The sequence below is a fragment of the Phenylobacterium sp. T106 genome (assembly GCF_057219735.1).
This window is the reverse complement of the sequence record NZ_JBXVWA010000001.1, coordinates 157,679-180,190: the sequence shown is the minus strand read 5'-3', so window position 1 is coordinate 180,190 and position 22,512 is coordinate 157,679. Positions and strand designations below refer to the sequence as shown.

Below are 22,512 nucleotides of genomic sequence, written 5' to 3'. Positions count from 1 at the left end.
TCAGTAAGCGACGCGCACGCCGACCTTGAAGGCCCGGCCGATCAGGTCGTAGGCCGTGCCGTTGATGCTGATGGCGACGATTGGCGGCTGCTTGTCGAACAGGTTGTCGACGGTCAGGTAGCCCTGGACCCTGCGGCCCGGTCCCTCGACGAAGTCGTACTGGAGGCTGGCGTTCCAGTAGACCGCCTCGGGCCAGTAGTTCTGGTTGATGCTGTTGGAGAGCCGCGCGACAGCCAGGTACTCAGGCGTCCCGGGGGTCAGGCCGTCCAGTCCGACGGCCGTGGCGCTGAAGCGGATCCTGTCGGTGTAGCGGACCATCAGGCTGCCGGTGAACCGGTCCAGGCGATAGGTCGCAACGCCGTTCCAGGACCAGGTCGGCGTGCCGGTCACGCCGGAGCTGTCGATCGTCGTGGTGCGGGTGATCGTCTTGTACTTGTCGATCCATGACCCCAGGGCCCGCAGGCTGAGTTGACCCGGCAGGTTCAGGTTGGCCATCGGCACCGTGTAGGCGATCTCGATGTCGAGCCCGTTGGTCTCGAGAGCGTTCAGGTTCTGCTGGGGGACGTTGACCCGGCTCACGCCCACCGGGCTCGACGGGTCGAGAACCACGAAGGTGGACAGTTCCGGGTCGCCGCGCAGCAGCACGGCGTCAAGGATGTCCTGGACGTTCTGGGTCGCGATCACGTCCTTGATCTCGATGTCCCAGTAGTCGACCGAAATCCGAAGCCCCTCGCTCCAGCCCCACTTCGGCTGGAAGACCAGGCCGACCGTGGTCGTGTCGCCGGTCTCCGGGATCAGGTTCGGGTTGCCGACGGTGTTCGACTTGGTGAAGCCGGAGGCGCCGGTCCGTCGGTTGACGACGTTCGGGTTGCCCTCGGACCCGGGATTGAACAGCTCGTTGATGTTGGGGGCCCGGATGTCCCGGGAGCGGGTTGCGCGGAACCGCAGGAAGTCGGTGACGTCCCACGTCCCGCCCACCTTCCAGGTCGTGACGGCGCCGGAGGTGGAGTAGTCGGTCCGCCGCGCGGCGGCGTTCAGCGACAGGTCCTTCGCGAGGACCATGTCCTTCAGCACCGGCAGGCCCAACTCGACGTAGGCTTCCTTCACCTCGATCGCGCCGGTGTAGAGCGAGTAGTTCTGGTTCATCAGCGCCAGCTTCTGGCAGTCGGCGCAGTTGACGACGCTGGCGGTGTCGCGCCGCCACTCCACGCCCGCCGCCACCGACACTTCGCCGGCCGGGAGCGAGAACGGCGCCCCCGCGACGTTGAAGGCCACGTCCCGCTGGCGGAACTGCATGTCCGCCGCGGAGGCCGAGTTGAAGTAGGCCAGGGCCGCCTGGTTCTGCTCCAGGTTGGTACCGAAGATGTTGTAGGGCACGCAGCCTGGCGACAGGTTGGCGATCAGCCGCGCCCGCACCGCCGGCGTCTGAGCATTGAAGTACGGATTGGCCGAGACCGGGCCGCAGGCCGGCCTGCCGTCGGGGCCCGTGACCACAAAGGCCGAGGCGTAGAAGTCGGCCTCGCGCGGAGTGTTCTTGATGTAGGGCGCGAACTGCGCCTTGCCGAACCCGACGCCCAGATCCCAATTCCAGCCCCGGAACTCGCCGTTCACGCCGGCGTCGAACTGGGTGGTCTCCGAGCGGTTTCGCGACGCGATCGAGCCCAGGTCGTCGTGGCGGCTGGCCGAGTAGGTGAAGGTCGTGACGTTGTTGGCCCGCATCAGGTCGACCACGCCTCTCGGCAGGAACGGATTGTCGATGCGCACGACGTAGTTGTTGAAGTTGGGCACGCGGGCCCCGAACGAACGGCCGTAGGTGCGCAGCATCCCGTAGCCCAGCTGGGCGTAGGCGCTGGTCGTCTCGTCGATCTCGTACTCGACGCGGGTGAGGGCGGCGCTCCGCTTGTAGGGCGGCCGCAGGAACTGATCCGGATTCTCGACGCTGCCGTAGTTGCCCGTGCCGATCATCTCGGTGCCGCCGACGATGGATCCGAACGGGAAGCGGAAGAACGTCCCGTTCTCACCGAAGGCGATGCCCCGCAGAGGCCCCGAGGTGATCAGGCCGCTGGCGTTGTACGCGGCGGTCTCGACGTTGTTGGAGATCAGGGTCGCCGGCAGGCCCGCGGCGCGGGTCGCCGGCAGGGACAATGCGCCCGGCTCCTTCTGGCCCCACTTCCGGGCGTACATCGTGCCCGTGCCCTCGGAGTGGGTGTAGTCGCCGCCGATGATGAAGTGCAGCTTGCCGTCCATGAAGCTGCGGCCGTAGGCGAACGAGGGGTTGTACTCGTGGTTGTCGCCTCGCTGGCTGACCCCGAAGCGCAGGTCCGCGGTGAAGCCCTCCAGCCGGTTCTTCAGGATGAAGTTGACCACCCCGGCCACGGCGTCCGAGCCGTAGGCCGCCGAGGCGCCGCCCGTCACCACATCCACGCGCTCGATCAGGCTGGTGGGGATCAGGTTGGTGTCGAACACATTCGTGGGCGCATCGGGAACGTGCCGCCGGCCGTTGATCAGCACCAGGGTCCGCACCGAGCCCAGGCCGCGCAGGTCCAGGTTCGCCTTCGACGCGTTCTGGGCGCCCGTGGAATTCACGCTGGGACCGCTCGTGCCGCGGAACGAGGGGATGTCGCGCACGACCTCGAACACGCTGGCGGCCGCCCGCTGCTGGAACTGATCCGCCCCGATCTCGGTGACCGGCGTGGGCGCCGTGAACCCGCCGGCCCTGAGCCGCGTGCCGGTGACCAGCACCTCGTCGAGCGCCGCGCCCGCCGCATCGCTGTCGGCCTCGTCCGCCGCATCGACGGCCAGTGTCGCCACCGTGGGCGCGGACCCCGCGACCGGAACCGATCCCACCGCGCCCTGCGCCAGGGCCGAGCCTGCACAAAGGGCCGTGGCCGACGCGCCCGCCAGCAGCCCCGCAAGTCTTCCGATCCTCATCCCCATGTTCCCCGATTGACCGATCGGCCCTTCGGGGCGCCCCTCCCCAGGAGCGACGCGGCGTCTGCGCAAAGGTCTCAGGAGAGCGCTTTGCAGTCGCGGCGTCACGTCCGAGCGGACGCCGCAATCCCTTGTGGCGCAAGGGGTTGGGCAAGCAGCAGACGGGTTGCGCGGGTGGGCGCCAGCAATTGCGGCGCGGCGCCGGATCGGCGGTCATTGGTTGACGCGCCGCGATGCAAAGGAGCCCCAGGCAGCGTCTTGAGATTGCAGAGCGCCTGTCCCACACGCGGCGCCGCGAAGGCTTCCTTCAGTGGCGCGTGACGCCTCCATGATCCAAGGGGCAGGGGATCCTATCCCTGGGCTTGACGTCCGGAACAAAAGGAGAATAAGAACGAACCCGGAACGCGCCCACAGGTTCTCCACAGGCGCCACACAGGAAGGATGCGGATGATGGTTCGTCTGGCCCGGGAATCGCTGGCCTTTGCGTCGGTGGCGAGCTTTGTGTGGCTGGTCTGCTCGGTGGCCGGCCTGGTGAGCTGACCGCCATGCGAATGGGGGAGTTGGCCTTGGGGGAGAGCGGCGGCGCAGGGTTCGTCCACCTCCGGGTCCGGTCCGCCTATTCGCTCCTCGAGGGGGCCATCAAGGCCGACAAGATCGGCGCGCTCGCCAAGGCCGACGGCATGCCCGCGGTGGCGCTGTGCGACCGGGCCAACCTCTTCGGCGCCCTGGAGTTCTCGGTCGCCACGAAGGGCGAGGGGGTGCAGCCCATCATCGCCTGCGCGCTTCCGGTCCGCGGGGTGGGCGAGGCGCCGGCGGAGCGCTGGGCCAAGGCGCCGACGGTCGTTCTGATCGCCCAGAACGAGACCGGCTACCTGAACCTCTGCGAGCTTTCGTCCAAGGCGTACCTGGACATCGACGCCAGCGACGAGCCCCACGTGCCCTGGGCCGAGGTCCGGCGGCATGCGGAGGGCCTGATCCTCCTGTCGGGCGGCCCCGACGGCCCGGTGGACCACCTCTTCGCGTCGGGGAAGGTCAAGGAGGGACGCGCGGCGCTGAGCGAGATGCACGAGGCGTTCGGCGACCGCTTCTACGTGGAGCTCCAGCGGCACGGGACGCCGGCCGAGGCCGCCGCGGAGCCCGAGCTGGTGGCCTTCGCGTACGACGAGGACGCGCCGCTCGTCGCCACGAACGACGTCTACTTCAAGAACGCCCAGGCCTACGCGGCGCACGACGTGCTGCTCTGCATCGCCGACGGCAGCTTCGTCGGGCAGGACGAGCGCCGGCGCGTGACGCCCGAGCACGGGTTCAAGTCGGCGGCCGAGATGCGCACGCTGTTCGCCGACCTGCCCGAGGCCTGCGACAACACGGTGGATATCGCGCGCCGCTGCGCCTTCATGGTCAACAAGCGCGACCCGCTGCTGCCGCGGTTCACGGGCGGGGAGGTCTCCGAGGCCGATGAGCTGGCCCGGCAGGCGCGCGAGGGCCTGAAGCTCCGCATGTCGGCGGGCCGCGCCAACGTGCGGCCGCCCGAGGAGTACGAGGCCCGCCTGGAACGGGAGATCCAGGTGATCACCCAGATGGGCTTCCCGGGCTACTTCCTGATCGTTTCGGACTTCATCAAGTGGGCGAAGGCGCGCGGGATCCCCGTGGGGCCCGGCCGCGGCTCGGGCGCGGGTTCGCTGGTGGCCTATTCGCTGACGATCACCGACCTGGATCCCCTCCAGTACGGCCTGCTGTTCGAGCGCTTCCTGAACCCCGAGCGGGTGTCGATGCCGGACTTCGACATCGACTTCTGCCAGGAGCGGCGCGAGGAGGTGATCGCCTACGTCCAGCAGCGCTACGGCCGCGACAAGGTCGCCCAGATCATCACCTTCGGAACCCTGCAGGCGCGCGCCGTGCTGCGCGACGTGGGCCGGGTGCTGCAGCTGCCGCTGGGCCAGGTCGACCGCCTCGCCAAGATGGTGCCGGCGAACCCCGCCAATCCGGTCACCCTGGCGCAGGCCATCGAGATCGAGCCGCGGCTGCAGGAGGAGCGACGGCGCGACGAGGCCGTGGCCCGCCTGCTCGAGATCGCGCTGCAGCTCGAGGGGCTCTACCGGAACGCCTCGACGCACGCCGCCGGGGTGGTCATCGGCGACCGGCCACTGACCCAGCTGACCCCGCTCTACCGCGACCCAAGGTCCGAACTGCCGGCTACGCAGTTCAATATGAAGTGGGTCGAGAGCGCAGGCCTCGTGAAGTTCGATTTCCTGGGCCTGAAGACGCTCACGGTGATCGACCGGGCGCTCAGGTACCTCGAGAAGCGCGGCGCGGCCGTCGACATGGCGAAGCTGCCGCTCGACGACGAGAAGACCTACGAGCTGATGAGCAACGCCCAGACGGTGGGGGTCTTCCAGCTGGAAGGGCAGGGCATGCGCGACACCCTGCGCCAGCTGCGGCCCAACTGCATCGAGGACGTGACCGCCGTGGGCGCGCTCTACCGCCCTGGCCCCATGGACAACATCCCGGCCTTCATCGACTGCAAGTTCGGCCGGCGCGAGATCGATTTCCTGCACCCGACGCTCGAGGGGGTGCTGAAGGAGACCTACGGCATCATCGTCTACCAGGAACAGGTGATGCAGATCGCCCAGATCCTGGCCGGCTACAGCCTCGGCGAGGCCGATCTGCTGCGCCGCGCGATGGGCAAGAAGAAGAAGGAAGAGATGGAGGCGCAGCGTGCGCGCTTCATCTCGGGGGCCGAGGCCAAGGGCATCCCTGCGGCGCAGTCCGGGGCGATCTTCGACCTCGTGGACAAGTTCGCGGGCTACGGCTTCAACAAGTCGCACGCGGCGGCCTATGCGGTGGTCAGCTACCAGACAGCCTGGCTGAAGGCGAACGCGCCGGTCGAGTTCTTCGCGGCTTCGATGAGCCTCGACATCGCCAACACGGACAAGCTCTCGGTGTTCTACCAGGACGCCAAGCGCTTCGGCGTGAAGATCCGGCCGCCTTGCGTCAACACATCGGCCGCCGACTACGAGGTCGAGGGCGGCGAGGTGCTGTACGCCCTGGGCGCGATCCGCAACGTGGGCCTGCAGGCGATGGAACACGTGGCCCAGGTGCGCCGCGAGGGCGGCCCGTTCCGCGACATCTTCGACTTCGTCGAGCGGGTCGATCCCAAGCAGGTGAACAAGCGCACGTTCGAAACGCTGGCCCGCGCCGGCGCCTTCGATGCGATCCATCCGAACCGGGCGCAGCTCGTGGAGGCCGCCGACACCCTGATCGGCTACGCGCAGAGCGTCGCCGCCGACCGGGAGTCGGCCCAGGCCTCGCTGTTCGGCGGCGATCAGGCCGAGGCCCAGCGGCCCAGGCTGTCGAAGGCCGAGCCCTGGACGCCGACGGAGCGCCTGGATCAGGAACTGGCGGCGGTCGGCTTCTACCTCTCGGGCCATCCGCTGGACGACATGGTGGAGGCCCTGCGCCGCAAGCGCACCGACCTGCTCACCGATGCGGTCGCCAAGGCCGTGGCCGGCGCCGAGGCCCTGCGCATGGCCGGCGTGGTCCGCCGCAAGCAGGAGCGGCCCTCGCGCAGCGGGGAGAAGTTCGCCTTCGTCACCTTCTCGGACCCCACCGGCGAGTACGAGGTGCTGTTCCCGCCCGAGAGCCTGCGCAAGTGCCGCGACCTGCTGGAGCCCGGCAAGGCGGTGTCCATCCGGGTGCGGGCCAAGGCCAGCGACGGTGAAGTCCGCTTCTTCGGCGACGATGTGGAGCCGGTGGAGAAGGCCGTGGAGAACGTGGTGGCGGGCCTGCGGGTGCACATCACCCCGCACAGCGCCGAGATCGAAGCGATCAAGAAGCGGCTGGGCGTCTCGAACGGTCGCGGCGGCGAAGTGGTCCTGACGGCCCGGCTGGAGGGAAACCGCGAGGTGGAGCTCCGGCTGCCGGGCCGATTCACCCTGGACGGCGCCGTCCGCGGCGCCCTGAAGACGGCCCCCGGCGTGGTGTTCGTCGAGGATCTCTGAACCCGAGGCCAGCGAGCGGCTGCGACGACCTGGCTCGGCGCGGTCCGGGCGGCGTTGTCTCGCCGCAGGGTCATGGCGACCTGGGCCTGAGGGCAGGCGCGTTCATACTGTTGGGTCCGTTGCCCGCCCCAGCCGCGGCTGCTTCTCTTCAGACGACGGGAGGCGTCATACGATGAAGCGGCAATCTGCAATCATCCTCGCGGCGGCGTTGATCGCCGGCCCGGCGGCGGCCCAGGGAACGTTCTCGCCTGGCCAACGACCGGGGGCGACGTTCGGATCGCCGGGGTCGTATGAGACGTACAAGCCGAAGAGCTACCTGCCGCAACAGCCTGCGCCGTCGTCGACCTCGCCCAGGCGCTACGGCGCGCCTGAGTCGCCGCAGGCGCCGGGCTTCGAACCGTACAGGCCCTTCAGCGGGCGCTCGGTCTACAGCACGCCCTACGGAGCGTCGCGCCCGGAGCCCTGCGAGATCAGCGTCTACGTGAACGCCTGCGGCCGCAGGTAACCGCCGCGCGGTCGGTCGGACGGCGGCAGGCCGCCCCGGCTTGCTTTTCTGCCGGTTTCCAACTACATGCGCCGCTCCAATCCACACGCGGGTGTGCGGGCCAGGCGGGGAGACATCCCGTCCTGTCCGTTCCGGTCTCTCCCAGGAGAGGTTGCCCGCGGCGGTCCAACCGGAAGAAAGACGAGTTACAGACGATGGCTCTGCCTGAATTCTCCATGCGCCAGCTGCTTGAGGCCGGCGCCCACTTCGGCCACCAGACGCACCGCTGGAACCCGAAGATGGACAAGTACATCTTCGGTTCGCGCTCCAACATCCACATCATCGACCTGTCGCAGTCGATCCCGCTGCTGCACCAGGCGCTGGTGAAGGTGCGCGAAGTCGCCGCCGGCGGCGGCCGCATCCTGTTCGTGGGCACGAAGCGCCAGGCTTCGGAGCCGATCGCGACGGCGGCCAAGCGCTGCGCCCAGTACTACGTGAACCACCGCTGGCTGGGCGGCACGCTCACCAACTGGCGCACCGTGTCGGGTTCGATCGCGCGCCTGCGCGAGACCGACGCGCTGGTGTCGGGCGAGGGCCAGGGCCGCTCGAAGAAGGAACTGCTGCAGCTGACGCGCGAGCGCGACAAGCTCGAGCTGAGCCTGGGCGGCATCAAGGACATGGGCGGCATTCCCGACCTGATGTTCGTGATCGACACCAACAAGGAAGCGATCGCGATCCAGGAAGCCCGGAAGCTGAACATCCCGGTGATCGCCATCCTGGACACCAACTGCAATCCGGACGGCATCACCTATCCGATCCCGGGCAACGACGACGCGGCCCGCGCCATCCAGCTGTACTGCGACCTGATGGCCGACGCGATCCTGGACGGCCTGGCGGCCGGGCAGGCGGCGTCGGGCATCGACCTGGGCGCTTCGGAAGCCCCGATCGAGCCTGCGCTCTCGCGCGCGGCCCCGAAGCCGGCGGCCGAGCCTGAGGTCGCCCCGGCCGACGCGGCTGCGCTGGAAGCGGAGATGTCGGGCGAGCCCGATACCACCGCCGCGGCGGCCGAGACGGCTGAAGGCGGCGCCGGCGCGGCGAGCGAAGAACAAGCCGGCTGACGCGTTCGCGCGCCAGCCCCACCCGAATTGACGTGCGGCGGCCTCCACCTGGGGCCGCCGGTCCCTGAACTTATGAGGAGCTGACCATGGCGGAAATCACCGCTGCGCTGGTCAAGGACCTGCGCGAGAAATCCGGCGCCGGCATGATGGACTGCAAGAAGGCGCTGCAGGAGAACAACGGCGACATCGAAGCGTCGATGGACTGGCTGCGCACCAAGGGCCTGGCCAAGGCGGCCAAGAAGGCCGACCGCGCGGCCGCCGAGGGCCTGGTGGCGGGCAAGATCAGCGCCGACGGCAAGACCGGCGTGCTGGTCGAGTTCAACGCCGAGACCGACTTCGTGTCGAAGAACGACAAGTTCCAGGACGCGGCCCGCGACTTCGCGGACGTGGCCCTGACCGTCGACGGCGACGTGGACGCGATCCGCAACGCCAAGGCGGCCAACGGCGAAGTCGTGCAGGACACGATCACGAACCTGATCGCGACCATCGGCGAGAACATGCAGCTGCGCCGTTCGGCCAAGCTGTCGGTCTCGCAGGGCGCCGTCGCGCTCTACCTGCACAACGTGCAGGGCGACGGCGTCGCCCGCATGGGCGTGCTCGTGGCCATGGAAGGCGCCGGCGACGCGGCGAAGCTGCAGGACGTCGGCCGCAAGATCGCCATGCACGTGGCGGCCACGGCTCCGCTCGCCCTGTCGTCCGACGAACTCGACCCCGAGGTCGTGGCCAAGGAGCGTGAGATCCAGACCCAGACCGCGATGGAGTCGGGCAAGCCCCGCGAGATCGCCGAGAAGATGGTCGAGGGCCGGATCCGCAAGTGGCAGGAGGAGGTCGTCCTCCTGAAGCAGCCCTTCGTCATGAACCCCGACCAGACGGTCGAGCAGCTCGTGGCGGAGATCGCGAAGGAAACCGGTTCGCCGGTGGCCCTGAAGGCCTTCGTGCGCTTCGCCCTCGGCGAGGGCGTGGAGAAGAAGGCAGATGATTTCGCGGCCGAGGTCGCGTCGATGAGCGCCGGCGCCTAACGGCGTCGGATCATCGAGACTCCCAGGGGCGCGGTGCGGTCGACGCGCCGCGCCCTTGCTGTATGTTCGCCCAGCTTTCCGAGGATTCTCCGCCGATGGCCTTTGCCAAGCCGCGCTACAAACGCATCCTCCTGAAGCTCTCCGGGGAGGCTGGCGTCGGCGGCGACAGCTTCGGGATCGACCCGAAGACGCTGGGCGCCGTGGCCGAGGAAATCGCCCAGGTGGCGCGCGCCGGCGTGGAGGTGTGCGTCGTGGTGGGCGGCGGGAACATCTTCCGCGGCGCGGCCCTGGCCGAGGCCGGGATGGAGCGGGCCAGCGCCGACTACATGGGCATGCTGGCCACCGTGATGAACGCCCTGGCGGTTCAGGCCGCGCTCGAGAAGATCGGCGTCTTCACCCGCGTCCAGTCGGCGATCCCGATGGAGGCGGTCTGCGAACCCTACATCCGCCGCCGCGCGCTGAGGCACCTGGAGAAGGGCCGCGTGGTGATCTTCGCCGCTGGCGTCGGCGCGCCGTTCTTCACCACCGACTCGGGCGCGGCGCTGCGCGCGGCCGAGATGGGCTGCGAGGCGCTGTTCAAGGGCACCAGCGTGGATGGCGTCTACACGGCCGATCCCAAGAAGGATCCGAAGGCCGAACGCTACCAGACCCTCAGCTACACCGACGTGCTGGCAAAGGACCTCAAGGTCATGGACGCCTCGGCGGTGTCGCTGATGCGGGACAACAAGATCCCGATCGTGGTGTTCAACATCCGCGAACGCGGGAACCTGCTGAAAGTCCTTAACGGCGAAGGCGTCTTCACGACCATCGCCTAGCCGCTAAAGTCGGCCCCAAGACCCGAATACGGAGACGCCTAGATGGCCACCGCCGAAAAGCCTGTGCTTTCCAACTACAAGGCCCGCATGGACAAGGCTGTCGCGGCCCTCAAGGACGAGTTCGGGTCGCTTCGCACCGGCCGCGCGTCGGCGAGCCTGCTGGATCAGATCCACGTCGAGGCCTACGGCTCGAACGTGCCGCTCAACCAGGTCGGCGCGATCAGCGTGCCCGAGCCGCGGATGATCACCATCAACGTGTGGGACCGCGGCCTGGTCGTCTCGGTGGAGAAGGCGATCCGCGCCTCCGACCTGGGCCTCAACCCGGTGGTCGACGGCCAGACGCTGCGCCTGCCGATCCCGCCGCTCACGGAGGAGCGGCGCAAGGACCTCGCCAAGATCGCGGGCAAGTACGCCGAGCAGCAGCGCATCGCGGTCCGCAACGTGCGCCGCGACGCCAACGAAGACTGCCGGAAGGCGCAGAAGGACGGCGTCATCAGCCAGGACGAGGAGAAGCGCTTCGAGACCGAGGTCCAGAAGATCACCGACGAGGCGATCAAGCGCATCGACGAAGCCTTGAAAACAAAAGAACAGGAGATCATGCACGTCTGACCCGCGTGCAGGATAGCGTTCACCCCATGGCTGCCGCCGAGACCTCTTCGAACGCGGGCGTTCCCCAGGACGGGGCGCGGCCCCTGCACGTGGCGATCGTCATGGACGGCAACGGCCGCTGGGCCAAGCAGCGCGGCCTGCCGCGGCCGCTCGGCCATCGCGCGGGCGTGGAGGCGCTTCGCCGCACCGTGTCGGCCGCCCCGAAGCTCGGCATCGGCTGGCTGACGGTCTTCGGCTTCTCCACCGAGAACTGGAGCCGGCCCGCGGCCGAGGTCGCTGAACTGATGGCGTTGCCCAAGCGCTACTTCGAGAGCGATCTCGCCCGGCTCGAGCGCGAGGGCGTCAGGGTCCGGGTCATCGGGCGGCGCGAAGGCCTGTCGGACGAGCTGGTGCGCCTGCTCGAGGACGCCCAGGCGCGGACCGCCCACAACACCGTCTTCAACTTGAACATCGCCTTCAACTACGGCAGCCAGACCGACATCGCCGACGCCGCGCGCCGGTTCGCGGAGGACGTCGCCGCGGGCCGCCGGCAACCCTCGGAGATGAACGAGGCGGTCTTCGCCGGCCTGCTGGCGACCGCCGACTCGCCGCCGCCGGACCTGATCGTGCGGCCGTCGGGCGAGCAGCGGCTTTCAAACTTCCTGCTCTGGGAAGCCGCCTACGCGGAACTCGTGTTCCAGGACGTGCTTTGGCCCGACTATGGTCAGGAGCATCTTGAGGCGGCGCTCGCGGAATTCGCGGCCCGGGATCGGCGCTATGGCGCAATCGCATCCGATGACGTCCTCGCCGCCGGCTAAGCGGTTCGACTGGTCGAACCTCGGCCTGCGCGCGGCGTCGGCCGTGGTGCTGGCGCCTGCCGTGGTCGCGGCCGTCTGGTTCGGCGGATGGCCGTACCTGGTGATGATCGCCATCGGGGTCGCGCTGCTGGCCATCGAGTGGGGCGGCATGAGCGCGCCGGTGTCGCCGACCCGGGTAGCCGCGGTCGTGGCGGCGGCTGTTCTCATAAGTGTTTTCGTGGGTTACCGCGGAGACTTCCCGTGGGCCTGGGGCGCGATCCTGCTCACCGCCGCGGGCGCGGCCATCGTGGCCCGGGGGGTCGCGGAGCGGCCGGCGGACGCCGCCTACGGGGTCCTCTACATCGCGCCCGCCGCGCTGTGCCTTGTCTGGTTGCGGCAGACCGATCAGGGGCACTGGTGGGTGATGATGCTGTTCGCCGCCACCTGGGCCGCCGACATCGGGGCGTTCCTCGTGGGCAGCGCGCTCAAGGGGCCGAAGCTCTGGCCGCGCTTCTCGCCGAACAAGACGTGGTCCGGCTTCGTGGGCGGCCTGCTGGCGGCCACGGCGGTCGGCGCCATGATGGCGGCGCTGCCAGCCTTCCGTCTGAACCTGCTCGCGGCCGCCTTCGTGGGTCTCGCCGTGGGGCTGGCCACCATGGCCGGGGACCTCTGGGAGTCGGCGATCAAGCGGCGCTTCGGCGTGAAGGACTCGGGCGACCTCATTCCGGGCCACGGCGGCCTGCTGGACCGTGTCGACGGCCTGATGTTCGCCGTGGTGGTGATGGCGCTGGCCCGGCTCGCCAACCAGTGGGGGTGGCATTGAGCCTGCCGCGCAAGGTCAGCATCCTGGGATCCACAGGCTCGATCGGCCTCTCGACGCTGGACCTGTTCGAGCAGGCGCAGGTGGAGGTCGAGATGGTCGCCCTGGCCGCGGGCCGCAACGCTTCGCGGCTGGCGGAGCAGGCGCTGCGCTGGCGGCCGCGCATCGCGGTCATCGAGGACGAGGGCGCGCTGCCCGAACTGCGCGAGCGGCTGAAGGGCTCCGGGATCGAGACGGCCGGCGGCGCCGCGGCCGTCCGCGACGCCGCCGCCGCCGACGCCCAGTGGGTGATGTCCGCCATCGTCGGTTTCGCCGGGCTCGCGCCCACGCTGGCCGCCGCGAAGGCCGGGGCGGTGATCGCCCTGGCCAACAAGGAGAGCCTGGTCTGCGCCGGGCCGTCCCTGCTGCGCACCGCGAAGCTGGCGGGCGGGGCGGTCGTGCCGGTGGATTCCGAGCACTCGGCGATCTTCCAGGTGCTGGACCCGGCCGTCGCGGCCCAGGTCTCGCGCCTGATCCTCACCTCGTCGGGCGGACCGTTCCGGAACGCGACCCGCGAGGAGATGGCCGCCGCGACGCCCGAACGGGCCATCGCCCACCCGAACTTCTCGATGGGCGCCAAGATCTCGGTCGACTCGGCCACAATGATGAACAAGGGGCTGGAGGTGATCGAGGCGGCGTACCTGTTCTCGATGCCGGCCGAACGCATCGAGGTCCTGGTGCATCCGGAGCAGATCATCCACTCGCTGGTGGAGTACGCGGACGGCTCGACCCTGGCGCAGCTCGGCCCGCCGGACATGCGCCCGCCGATCGCCTGCGCCTTCGCCTGGCCCGACCGGCTGCCGTGGCCGGCCCCCAAGCTGGACCTCGTCACGGCGGGCCCGCTGACCTTCCAGCATCCGGACCCGGACAAATTTCCGGCGCTTTCCATCGCCAAGCAGGCGCTGGCGACGGGGGGCCAGGCCCCGGCCGCGATGAATGCGGCCAACGAACGCGCGGTGTCGGCTTTCCTTGACCGACGCATCGCCTTTCTGGATATCCCGAACGTCGTTGCGGAAACGCTGGAGCGCATGGACCGAACCAACGACTTCTCCGCCCTGAACGACGCGGTGGAGAGCGCGCGCGAAACCGATGCGGCCGCCCGCCGCGTGGCGGATGAGGTCGTCCACGACCTCGCCGCGGCCTGAGGAGCCTTCATGCAGATCCTGCAGAGCGTCCTGCTGACCGTCATTCCCTTCCTGCTGGTGCTGGGCGTGGTGGTGACGGTTCACGAGCTCGGGCACTACCTGGCCGCCAAGTGGCTGGGCACCAAGATCGACCGTTTCTCCATCGGCTTCGGATCGGCCATCGCCCACTGGAAGGACAAGGACGGCGTCGACTGGCGGATCGGCTGGCTGCCGATCGGGGGCTACGTCCGCTTCTCCGGTGACGACAACGCGGCCTCGATCCCCGACGCCGACGACCTCGCCTCGATGCGGCGCGAACTGGTCGAAGCCGGGCGCGGCGCCGAGATCGAGCGATACTTCCACTTCAAGCCGATCTGGCAGCGCGCGGTGATCGTCGCTGCGGGCCCCACCGCGAACTTCCTGCTCGCCATCGCCATCTTCGCGACGATCCTGGCCAGCCTCGGCGACATGGTCCTGCCGTTCCGGGCCGAGACCATCGCCCCTGGCAGTCCGGCGGCGGCGGCGGGCTTCCGGCCGGGCGACCGCATCGTGGCCGTCAACGGCCGCGAGATGACCAGCTTCAGCCAGATCGTGCAGGCGATCGAGGTCCGCGGCGGGGTGCCGACCACCTTCGGCGTCATGCGCGGCGAGGAGCGGCTGGTGCTCAGCGCCACGCCCCGTTGGCAGGTGAAGGAAGACCGGATCTCGGGCGAGCGCCGGGTCGGCGCCATCGGCATCACGCCGGCCCAGGGCGCCGACGACTACGTGCGCGTACGCTACGGGCCGATCGAAGCGATCGGCGCGGGCGTGGCCAAGACCTGGGGGGTGCTCGAGACCACGGTCTACTATCTCGGACGCATGATCACCGGCCAGGTGAGCGCGGACGAACTGCGCGGCCCCCTGGGAATCGCCGACGTCACCAAGAAGGTCACCTCGGTCAGCGCGGAAGGACACACCGACATCGGCGCGATGGTCGCGGCCGCCGCATTCGGCCTCGTCCAGCTGGTGGCGCTGATCTCCGTCAGCATCGGGTTCATGAACCTGCTGCCCGTGCCGGTGCTCGACGGGGGCCATCTCCTGTTCTACGCCTACGAGGCGATCGCGCGGCGCCCTCTTGCCGCCAAGGTTCAGGCTGCAGGATACCGTGTGGGTCTTGCACTGGTTCTCGGTTTGATGTTGTTCGCCACCTGGAACGACTTGCAGCGCCTGCGTGTGTTCAATCTGTTCGGCGGGCTATTCTCCTGAGCCCGATCGTCCCCTCAAACGGCTGATTCGATGCATCAAAACCGCGTACCTTGCGCCGCGCTCGCCACGAGCCTTGCCTTGCTCATGGGGACAGCGGCCGTCGTTGCGCCCGGCGTCGCCGCCGCGCAGCAGCAGCAGGGCGGCGTCGTCCAGCGGATCCTGGTGCAGGGCAACGAGCGAATCGAGCAGTCGACGGTCGTCTCCTACCTCCCGGTGCAGCCGGGTGAGACGGTCGATTCGGCGAAGATGGACCTGGCGCTGAAGGCGCTGTTCCGCACCGACCTGTTCGCCGACGTGAAGGTCGATTTCCAGAACGGCGACCTGATCGTCACCGTCGTCGAGAACCCGATCATCAACCGCGTGATCTTCGAAGGGAACAAGGGGCTCAAGGAAGACAAGCTGCGCGACGAGGTGACCGTCCGCCCGCGGGGGATCTTCACGCGCGCCAAGGCGCAGGGGGACGTCCAGCGGATCGTCGAACTCTATCGCCGCTCGGGCCGCATCTCGGCCACCGTCGAGCCGCAGATCATCGAGCTGCCGCAGAAGCGGGTCGACCTGATCTTCAAGATCGACGAAGGCCCGAAGAGCGGCATCCTCTCGGTCAACTTCCTGGGCAACAAGGCCTTCAGCGACAACGACCTGCGCGACGTGGTCGTGACCGAGGAGAGCCGCTGGTACAAGTTCTTCTCGAACAACGCGAACTACGATCCGGACCGGCTGGAGTACGACAAGGAGCAGCTGCGCAAGCACTACCGCAACCGCGGCTACTACGACTTCCGGGTGTCGTCGGCGGTCGCCGAGCTCGCGCCGGACAAGAACGGCTTCGTGGTGACCTACACGGTCGACGAAGGCCCCCGCTACCGGTTCGGCAAGCTGCAGGTGCAGACCACGCTGCAGAAGCTGGACAAGACCGTGCTCGAGGCCCTGGTGCCGATCCGGTCGGGCACGACCTACCAGGACGAGGCGATCGAGCAGGCGACCGACGCGCTCACCTTCGCCGCCGGCGCCGCCGGTTTCGCCTTCGTGGACGTGCGTCCGCGCTACACCCCCGACCGCGCCAAGGGCGTCGTCGACGTCACCTTCGAGGTGAACGAGGGCCCGCGGGTCTACGTCGATCGCATCGACATCGTCGGCAACACGCAGACGCTGGACTACGTCATCCGGCGCGAGATGAGCGTGGTGGAGGGCGACGCCTACAACCGCGCCCTGGTCGACCGCTCGAAGCGGCAGATCCGCGCCCTGGGCTTCTTCAAGGAAGTGGACATCACCGAGGTCCCGGGCTCGGCCCCCGACCGCACGGCGATCCAGGTGAAGGTGGAGGAGCAGCCGACCGGCGAGCTCTCGTTCTCCGCCGGCTACTCGTCCGTGGACCAGCTCGTGCTGGACCTCGGCGTGACCCAGCGCAACTTCCGCGGCCGCGGGCAGGACGTGCGGGCGCGTATCTCGGTGGGCTCCCTCCGCCAGCAGATCGACCTCGGCTTCACCGAGCCCCGGTTCCTGGGACGCGACCTGGCCGCGGGCGTGGACCTCTACGCCTACCGCCTCGACTACTCGGACTTCTCGGCCTACAAGACGTCGACCGTCGGCTTCACCCTGCGCGGCAACTTCCCGCTCAGCATCGATAGCCGCGGGGCCGTCCGCTACGTGCTGCGGCAGGAAGACATCGACCTCGACGGCTTCTTCTGCGACCCGACGCAGGGACAGGTGCTCTCGACCGCGCTCTGCAGCCAGATCGGCAAGCGCCTGACCTCGCTGGTGGGCTACGGGGCCCGCCTCGATCGCCGCAACGACTACCTGAACCCGACGCGCGGCTTCTACATCGACTTCAACCAGGACCTCGCGGGCCTGGGCGGCGACGTGAACTACGTGCGCACCGACATCGAGGCGGCCTGGTTCCACGGCTTCACCAAGGACTTCATCTTCTCGGTGACCGGATCGGCGGGCTACGTGCTGGGCTGGGCCGGCGACGACGTGCGGATCAACGACCGCTACTACAAGGGCGGCCTGACGTTCCGCGGCTTCGAGACCGCCGGCATCGGCCCGCGGGACATCTCGCTCCAGAGGGCGGACGCCCTCGGCGGCAAGGCCTATGCGATCGGCACCTTCGAGCTGACCGTCCCCACCTTCCTGCCCGAGCAGTACGGGATCAAGGCGGCCCTGTTCACCGACGTCGGCACGCTGGGCAAGCTCGACAAGCGCGACAAGACCTACCAGCCGGGCGACCTCGACTGCCTGCAGCCGAGCATTCCCGACCCGGCGGACCCGACCAAGTTCATCAACAACCCCGCGGTGCCGGGCACGCGCAACGTCTGTATCCGCGACGACCTGTCGCTTCGCGCCTCCGCGGGCGTGAGCGTCTTCTGGAAGTCGCCCATGGGCCCGATCCGCTTCGACTTCAGCCGAATTTTGGCCAAGGAAGACTACGACAGGAAGGAACTCTTCCGGTTCTCCACTTCAACCAGGTTCTAGGAAATCATGACCTTCAAGACCTTCGCCGTGACGAGCGCCGCTGCGGCTCTCGCGATCACGGCATCCTCGGCTGCGGCCCAGCAACAGCCCGCCCGTCCGGCCACGCCGGCTCCGGCGGCTGCAGCTCCGCAGGTAACCCACGGCGCGGCGCCCGCCGGCCTCTGCGTCGTCTCGCCGGAAGGCGTGCTCGCCAACTCGACGGTCGGCAAGTACGTGCAGACGCGCATGCAGCAGCTGGCCGCCCAGGTGAACGCCGAGCTGCAGTCGGAAGGCACGGCCATCGACAACGAGGCCAAGCAGATCGACGCCCAGCGCGCCTCGATCGACCAGAACACCTTCGAGCAGCGCGCCGCCGCCGTGCAGGTGAAGGCCAACGCCTTCGCGCGCAAGCGCCAGCAGCGTGAGAACGAGCTGCAGCTCACCCAGCAGAAGGCCATCAACCGCGTGGGCGAGGAGATGGAGCCCCTGATCCGCCAGGCCTACCAGGCCAAGGGTTGCGGCATGCTCTTCAACCGCCAGGTGATCGTCCTGGCCAACCCGACGACCGACATCACCCCGCAGGTGGTGACCGCGCTGAACGGGAAGATCACCCAGTTCACCTTCGATCGCGAGCGGCTTGACCAGCAAGCGACCCCGGGCGCCGCGCGTCCCGCGGCCGCGCCGGCGCGATAGCAGACGCGCGGGTCGAACTGGCCTATAGCGGCGAAATGCCCGACCCGCGCTTCTTCGAGGACCTGGGACCCGTCCGGCTGGGCGAACTGGCCGCGCTTGCGGGGGCCGAGCTTGCCGATCCGGCCGACGGCGAGCGCATGATCGCGCGGGTGGCGGTGCTGTCCCACGCCGGGCCCGACACGATCACCTTCCTGTCCGATCGGCGCTATGCCGCGGAGCTGGCGCGCGCGCGTCCGGCCGCCTGCGTGCTGCCCAAGGGCGCCGAGGCGCTGGCGCCCGCCGGCTGCGCCGTGCTGACCGCCCCGAACCCGCAGGGCGCCTACGCCCTCGCGGCGGCGAGGCTGCACCGGGCCAGGGGCGGGGGCGCGCAGACGATCGCGCCGGACGCCCTGGTCGAGCGCGACGTCGTGCTGGGTCCGGGGGTCGTGGTCGGGCCGGCGGCCCAGATCGGCCGCGGGACGCGCATCGGGGCCAACACCGTCATCGGCCCGGGGGTCGCCATCGGCCGCGACTGCGACATCGGTCCGAACGTCACCATCGGCTTCGCGCTGGTCGGAGACCGCGTGAAAATCCTCGCCGGGGCGACGATCGGCGAGCCCGGCTTCGGCGCGACGGCGGGCCCCAAGGGGCTGATCGACATCCCGCAACTGGGGCGTGTCGTCATCCAGGACGGCGTCTCGATCGGCGCCAACAGCACCATCGATCGGGGCGCCTACGACGACACGGTGATCGGCGAGAACACCAAGATCGACAACCTGGTTCAGATTGCTCACAACGTGCGCGTGGGTCGCAACTGCGTGATGGCGGCCCACACGGGAATCTCGGGCAGTGTCACCATCGGGGACGGAGCCCAGTTCGGCGGCCGCGCCGGTGTGGCCGACCACGTGGTCATCGGGACCGGCGCCCGCGTCGGCGCGGCGGCGGGCGTGATGAAGGACATTCCGGCCGGCGAAACCTGGGGCGGCATGCCGGCGCGCCCGATCCGGCACTGGCTGAAGGAGACGGCCTGGTTGGCCCGGATGGCCAGCCGAGGGGGGAGGGGACCACAATGACGCGCAAGGCGCCTGCAGGCAGCGACCCGACGAAGATCGACATCACCGAGGTGCTGGAGCGGATACCCCACCGGTTCCCGTTCCTGCTCGTCGACCGGTGCGAGGAGTACAAGCAGAACGAGAGCATCGTCGGCATCAAGTGCGTGACGGTGAACGAGCCCTTCTTCCAGGGCCACTTCCCCGACTATCCGGTGATGCCCGGCGTGCTGCTGATCGAGGCCATGGCGCAGACTGGCGCGGTGCTGATGTCCAAGTCGCTCGAGGTCGACACCGAGGGCAAGGCCATCTTCTTCATGAGCGCCGACAACTGCCGCTTCCGGGCGCCCGTCCGGCCGGGCGACGTCGTGCGGATGCACGTGCGCGTGGTCCGGCACCGGGGCGACGTCTTCAAGTTCGCCGGCGAGGCCAAGGTCGACGGCAGGGTCGCCGCCGAGGCCGAGTTCGCCGCCATGGTGGTGGAGACCTGACCGCTTGGCCGTAGAGATCCATCCGACCGCCCTCGTCGCCGCGGGCGCCGAGTTGGCCGACGGCGTCACCGTCGGCCCCTATTCGATCGTGGGCGAGCACGTCCGCGTGGGACCGCGCACCCAGATCCTGGCCCATGTGGTGATCGAGAACCGCACCACGATCGGCGCGGACTGCTCGGTCCGCAACTTCGCCAACCTCGGCGGGCCGCCGCATCACACCGGCTACAAGGGCGAGCCCACGGAACTGGTCATCGGTGACCGGAACCGCATCTGGGAACACGTCACGATGCACATCGGGGCGCCCGGCGGGGACGGCGTGACGCGCGTCGGCGACGACGGCTTCTTCATGGCCACCAGTCACATCGGCCATGACTGCGTGGTCGGCGACAATGTAGTGCTGGCGCACGGCGCCACGCTGGGCGGGCACACGATCGTGGGCGATTTCGTCACGGTGAGCGGGCTGGCCGCGGTGCACCAGTTCTGCCGCGTGGGGCGCTACGCCTTCATCGGCGGGCTCGCGGCGGTGACCAAGGACGTGATCCCGTACGGCATGGTGTGGGGCAACCACGCCCATCTCGAAGGCCTCAACCTCGTGGGGCTGAAGCGGCGCAACTTCGACCGCGACACCGTGAGCACCCTGCGCTCGGCCTACCGGCTGCTGTTCGCCGAGGAAGGGACCTTCCAGGAACGGATCGACGACACCGCCGCCGCCTTCGGGCATTCGCCGCCGGTGATGGAGATCATCGACTTCATCCGCGCCGATGCGAACCGGCCGCTCTGCCTGCCGGAGCGGGAACTCTAGGTGCAGAAGCTCGGCCTCATCGCCGGCGGCGGGGGCCTGCCGGTGGAGATCGCCCAGCACTGCGAACGTTCCGGACGTCCGTTCTTCGTCGTCCGCCTGAAGGGTTTCGCGGGCGGGGACCTGGCGGACTACGCCGGGGCCGAGGTCGGGCTGGCCGAGCTGGGCAAGTGCCTGAAGGCCCTGAAGCGCGCGGGCTGTGAGTCGGTCTGCCTGGCCGGCAACGTGGCCCGGCCGGACTTCGCGAGCCTCGTGCCGGATCTGCGCGGCCTGATGCTGCTGCCTCGCGCGGTCGCCGCCGCGCGCAAGGGCGACGACGCGCTGCTGCGCCTCCTGGTGGGCGAGTTCGAGCGGGAAGGCTTCCGTGTCGAGGGCGCCCACGAGGTCATGGACGACCTGACACTGCCGGCCGGGTATCTGGGCCGGGTGACGGCCGGCGAGGCCGACCTGGCCGATGCGCAACGCGCTGTCGAGGTGGCCCGGGCCGTCGGGCGGCTCGACGTCGGCCAGGCCGCCGTGGTGGCCCACGGGCTCGTGCTCGCCGTCGAGGCCCAGGAGGGAACCGACGCCATGCTCGCCCGCGTGGCGGACCTGCCGGCGCACCTCAGGGGCCGGCCGGGCGCCGGGGCGGGCGTCCTCGCCAAGGCGCCGAAGCCGATCCAGGAGACGCGGGTCGACCTGCCCACCATCGGGCTCGCCACCATCCATGGCGTCGCGCGCGCGGGCCTGGCGGGGATCGTGGGCGAGGCGGGCCGGCTGCTGGTCCTGGACCGCGAGCAGGTGATCGCGCTCGCCGACGACCTGGGCGTCTTCATCCTGGGCGTGGAGCCGGCGCAGGCGCCATGACTAGGCGGCCGCTCACGGTCATGCTGGTGGCGGCCGAGGCGTCGGGCGACGACCGCGCGGCGGGGCTCATGCGGGCGCTGAAGCGCCGGCTGGACGGCGCAGTCCGGTTCGTGGGCGTAGGCGGGCAGAGGATGGCCGCCGAGGGGCTGGATAGCCCCTTCGACATTTCCGAGCTGTCGATCTTGGGCCTGACCGAGGGCCTCCTGGCCTATCCGAGGGTGGTGCGCCGCGCCGACGAGACCGCCGCCCTGGCCGCGCGGGAGCGGCCGGATGTCGCCGTGCTGGTGGACTCGTGGGGCTTTACCCTGCGCGTGGCCCAGCGCCTGCGCCGCCAGCAGCCGGGCCTCCCCCTCGTGAAGTACGTGGCCCCGCAGGTGTGGGCCTCGCGCCCCGGCCGGGCGAAGACCGCGGCGAAGTGGTTCGACCTCCTCCTGACCATCCACACGTTCGACGCGCCGGCCTTCGAGCGCGAGGGCCTGCGGGCGATGTTCGTGGGGGACTCGACGCTCGCCATCGACTTCTCCGGCGCCGATCCGTCGCGGCTGCGCAATGCGATCGGCGCCGCGCCGGACGATCCGATCCTGCTGGTGCTGCCGGGCAGCCGTCCGTCCGAGATCGAGCGGGTGATGCCGGCGTTCGAGGACGCCGTGACCCGGCTGCTGGCCGAGCGGCCCGACCTGCACGTCGTCGTCCCGGCGGCGCCGACGGTCGCCGACGCGGTGAAGGCCCGTGTCGCCCTCTGGCCTGGCCGCGCGCATGTGGTCGAGGGCGAGAGCGCCAAGCGGGACGCCATGAAGGCCGCGACGGTGGCGCTGGCCTGCTCGGGCACGGTCACGACGGAACTGGCGCTGGCGGGCTGCCCGATGGTGGTGGCCTACCGCCTGGCGCCGCTGACCTACGCCATCCTGAAGCGGCTCATCCGCACCAAGTACGTCACCCTCTTCAACATCGCGGCGCAGGACTTCGTCGCCCCGGAGATGATCCAGGCGGACTGCAACGGCTTGGCCCTGGCGGCGGAGGTCGCGCGACGGCTCGACGATCCCGCCCTGCGCACGACGCAGATCGAGCGGCAGAACGCGGCGCTGCTGAAGATGGGGCGGGGCGGGCCGGACCCCAGCGACGCCGCCGCCGACGCGGTGCTGAGCCTGCTGGACTGACCCGGACGAAGCTGACCCAGACGAAAGGGGCCGGCCCCTTCCGGGACCGGCCCCCTCGCAATTCCGATTAAT

19 protein-coding genes are annotated in these 22,512 nt (G+C 69.5%); 18 read left to right on the top strand and 1 reads right to left on the bottom strand.

The window, feature by feature from the left end; genetic code table 11:
- Nucleotides 1-2,931: a TonB-dependent receptor plug domain-containing protein gene (locus AC2D8W_RS00875; protein WP_484669938.1), complete on the bottom strand. Its 2,931-nt coding sequence runs from the start codon at nucleotides 2,929-2,931 to the stop codon at nucleotides 1-3.
- Between the two features lie 447 nt (nucleotides 2,932-3,378).
- Between AC2D8W_RS00875 and sidA the strand changes: the two genes are divergently transcribed.
- The 18 genes from sidA (at nucleotide 3,379) to lpxB (ending at nucleotide 22,440) form a co-directional block, all read left to right on the top strand.
- On the top strand, nucleotides 3,379-3,471 hold the full coding sequence (gene sidA / locus AC2D8W_RS00870; RefSeq protein ID WP_293479706.1) for a cell division inhibitor SidA: 93 nt from the start codon (nucleotides 3,379-3,381) through the stop codon (nucleotides 3,469-3,471).
- 26 nt (nucleotides 3,472-3,497) lie between these two features.
- Nucleotides 3,498-6,929 (top strand): DNA polymerase III subunit alpha, encoded by a 3,432-nt coding sequence (dnaE, locus tag AC2D8W_RS00865; RefSeq protein WP_484669937.1) that lies wholly within the window; start codon nucleotides 3,498-3,500, stop codon nucleotides 6,927-6,929.
- A 172-nt stretch (nucleotides 6,930-7,101) separates the two neighbouring features.
- Complete coding sequence (locus AC2D8W_RS00860) at nucleotides 7,102-7,434, top strand: hypothetical protein (protein WP_484669936.1); 333 nt, start codon at nucleotides 7,102-7,104, stop codon at nucleotides 7,432-7,434.
- 194 nt (nucleotides 7,435-7,628) lie between these two features.
- Nucleotides 7,629-8,531: a 30S ribosomal protein S2 gene (rpsB, locus tag AC2D8W_RS00855; RefSeq protein ID WP_484669935.1), complete on the top strand. Its 903-nt coding sequence runs from the start codon at nucleotides 7,629-7,631 to the stop codon at nucleotides 8,529-8,531.
- Between the two features lie 86 nt (nucleotides 8,532-8,617).
- Complete coding sequence (gene tsf / locus AC2D8W_RS00850; RefSeq protein ID WP_484669934.1) at nucleotides 8,618-9,550, top strand: translation elongation factor Ts; 933 nt, start codon at nucleotides 8,618-8,620, stop codon at nucleotides 9,548-9,550.
- 95 nt (nucleotides 9,551-9,645) lie between these two features.
- Nucleotides 9,646-10,365, top strand: a complete 720-nt coding sequence (gene pyrH, locus AC2D8W_RS00845) for a UMP kinase (protein ID WP_293479716.1) — start codon at nucleotides 9,646-9,648, stop codon at nucleotides 10,363-10,365.
- Nucleotides 10,366-10,407: 42 nt separating this feature from the next.
- Nucleotides 10,408-10,974: a ribosome recycling factor gene (gene frr, locus AC2D8W_RS00840; protein WP_293479718.1), complete on the top strand. Its 567-nt coding sequence runs from the start codon at nucleotides 10,408-10,410 to the stop codon at nucleotides 10,972-10,974.
- 26 nt (nucleotides 10,975-11,000) lie between these two features.
- Nucleotides 11,001-11,771 (top strand): polyprenyl diphosphate synthase, encoded by a 771-nt coding sequence (gene uppS, locus AC2D8W_RS00835; RefSeq protein WP_484669933.1) that lies wholly within the window; start codon nucleotides 11,001-11,003, stop codon nucleotides 11,769-11,771.
- A complete protein-coding gene (locus tag AC2D8W_RS00830; protein ID WP_484669932.1) occupies nucleotides 11,749-12,573 on the top strand; it encodes a phosphatidate cytidylyltransferase in 825 nt (274 codons plus the stop codon). Before uppS ends, AC2D8W_RS00830 begins: the two co-directional genes overlap by 23 nt.
- Entirely contained in the window at nucleotides 12,564-13,754 is a 1,191-nt protein-coding gene (gene dxr, locus AC2D8W_RS00825; RefSeq protein ID WP_484669931.1) for a 1-deoxy-D-xylulose-5-phosphate reductoisomerase, read from the top strand. Before AC2D8W_RS00830 ends, dxr begins: the two co-directional genes overlap by 10 nt.
- A gap of 9 nt (nucleotides 13,755-13,763) precedes the next feature.
- A complete protein-coding gene (gene rseP / locus AC2D8W_RS00820; protein WP_484669930.1) occupies nucleotides 13,764-14,978 on the top strand; it encodes an RIP metalloprotease RseP in 1,215 nt (404 codons plus the stop codon).
- An 84-nt stretch (nucleotides 14,979-15,062) separates the two neighbouring features.
- Nucleotides 15,063-17,447: an outer membrane protein assembly factor BamA gene (bamA, locus tag AC2D8W_RS00815; protein WP_484670537.1), complete on the top strand. Its 2,385-nt coding sequence runs from the start codon at nucleotides 15,063-15,065 to the stop codon at nucleotides 17,445-17,447.
- 6 nt (nucleotides 17,448-17,453) lie between these two features.
- A complete protein-coding gene (locus AC2D8W_RS00810) occupies nucleotides 17,454-18,119 on the top strand; it encodes an OmpH/Skp family outer membrane protein (protein ID WP_293479728.1) in 666 nt (221 codons plus the stop codon).
- Nucleotides 18,120-18,154: 35 nt separating this feature from the next.
- Nucleotides 18,155-19,171, top strand: a complete 1,017-nt coding sequence (gene lpxD / locus AC2D8W_RS00805) for a UDP-3-O-(3-hydroxymyristoyl)glucosamine N-acyltransferase (protein ID WP_484669929.1) — start codon at nucleotides 18,155-18,157, stop codon at nucleotides 19,169-19,171.
- Entirely contained in the window at nucleotides 19,168-19,638 is a 471-nt protein-coding gene (gene fabZ, locus AC2D8W_RS00800) for a 3-hydroxyacyl-ACP dehydratase FabZ (protein WP_293479731.1), read from the top strand. Before lpxD ends, fabZ begins: the two co-directional genes overlap by 4 nt.
- 4 nt (nucleotides 19,639-19,642) lie before the next feature.
- Nucleotides 19,643-20,440 carry an acyl-ACP--UDP-N-acetylglucosamine O-acyltransferase gene (lpxA, locus tag AC2D8W_RS00795; RefSeq protein WP_484669928.1) on the top strand — a complete coding sequence of 266 codons (798 nt, stop codon included), beginning with the start codon at nucleotides 19,643-19,645 and terminating at the stop codon, nucleotides 20,438-20,440.
- Entirely contained in the window at nucleotides 20,441-21,283 is an 843-nt protein-coding gene (gene lpxI, locus AC2D8W_RS00790) for a UDP-2,3-diacylglucosamine diphosphatase (RefSeq protein ID WP_293479734.1), read from the top strand.
- Nucleotides 21,280-22,440, top strand: coding sequence for a lipid-A-disaccharide synthase (gene lpxB, locus AC2D8W_RS00785; protein ID WP_484669927.1), 1,161 nt, complete (start codon nucleotides 21,280-21,282; stop codon nucleotides 22,438-22,440). The genes lpxI and lpxB overlap by 4 nt, the downstream gene beginning before the upstream one ends.
- The last annotated feature ends 72 nt before the right edge of the window (nucleotides 22,441-22,512 follow it).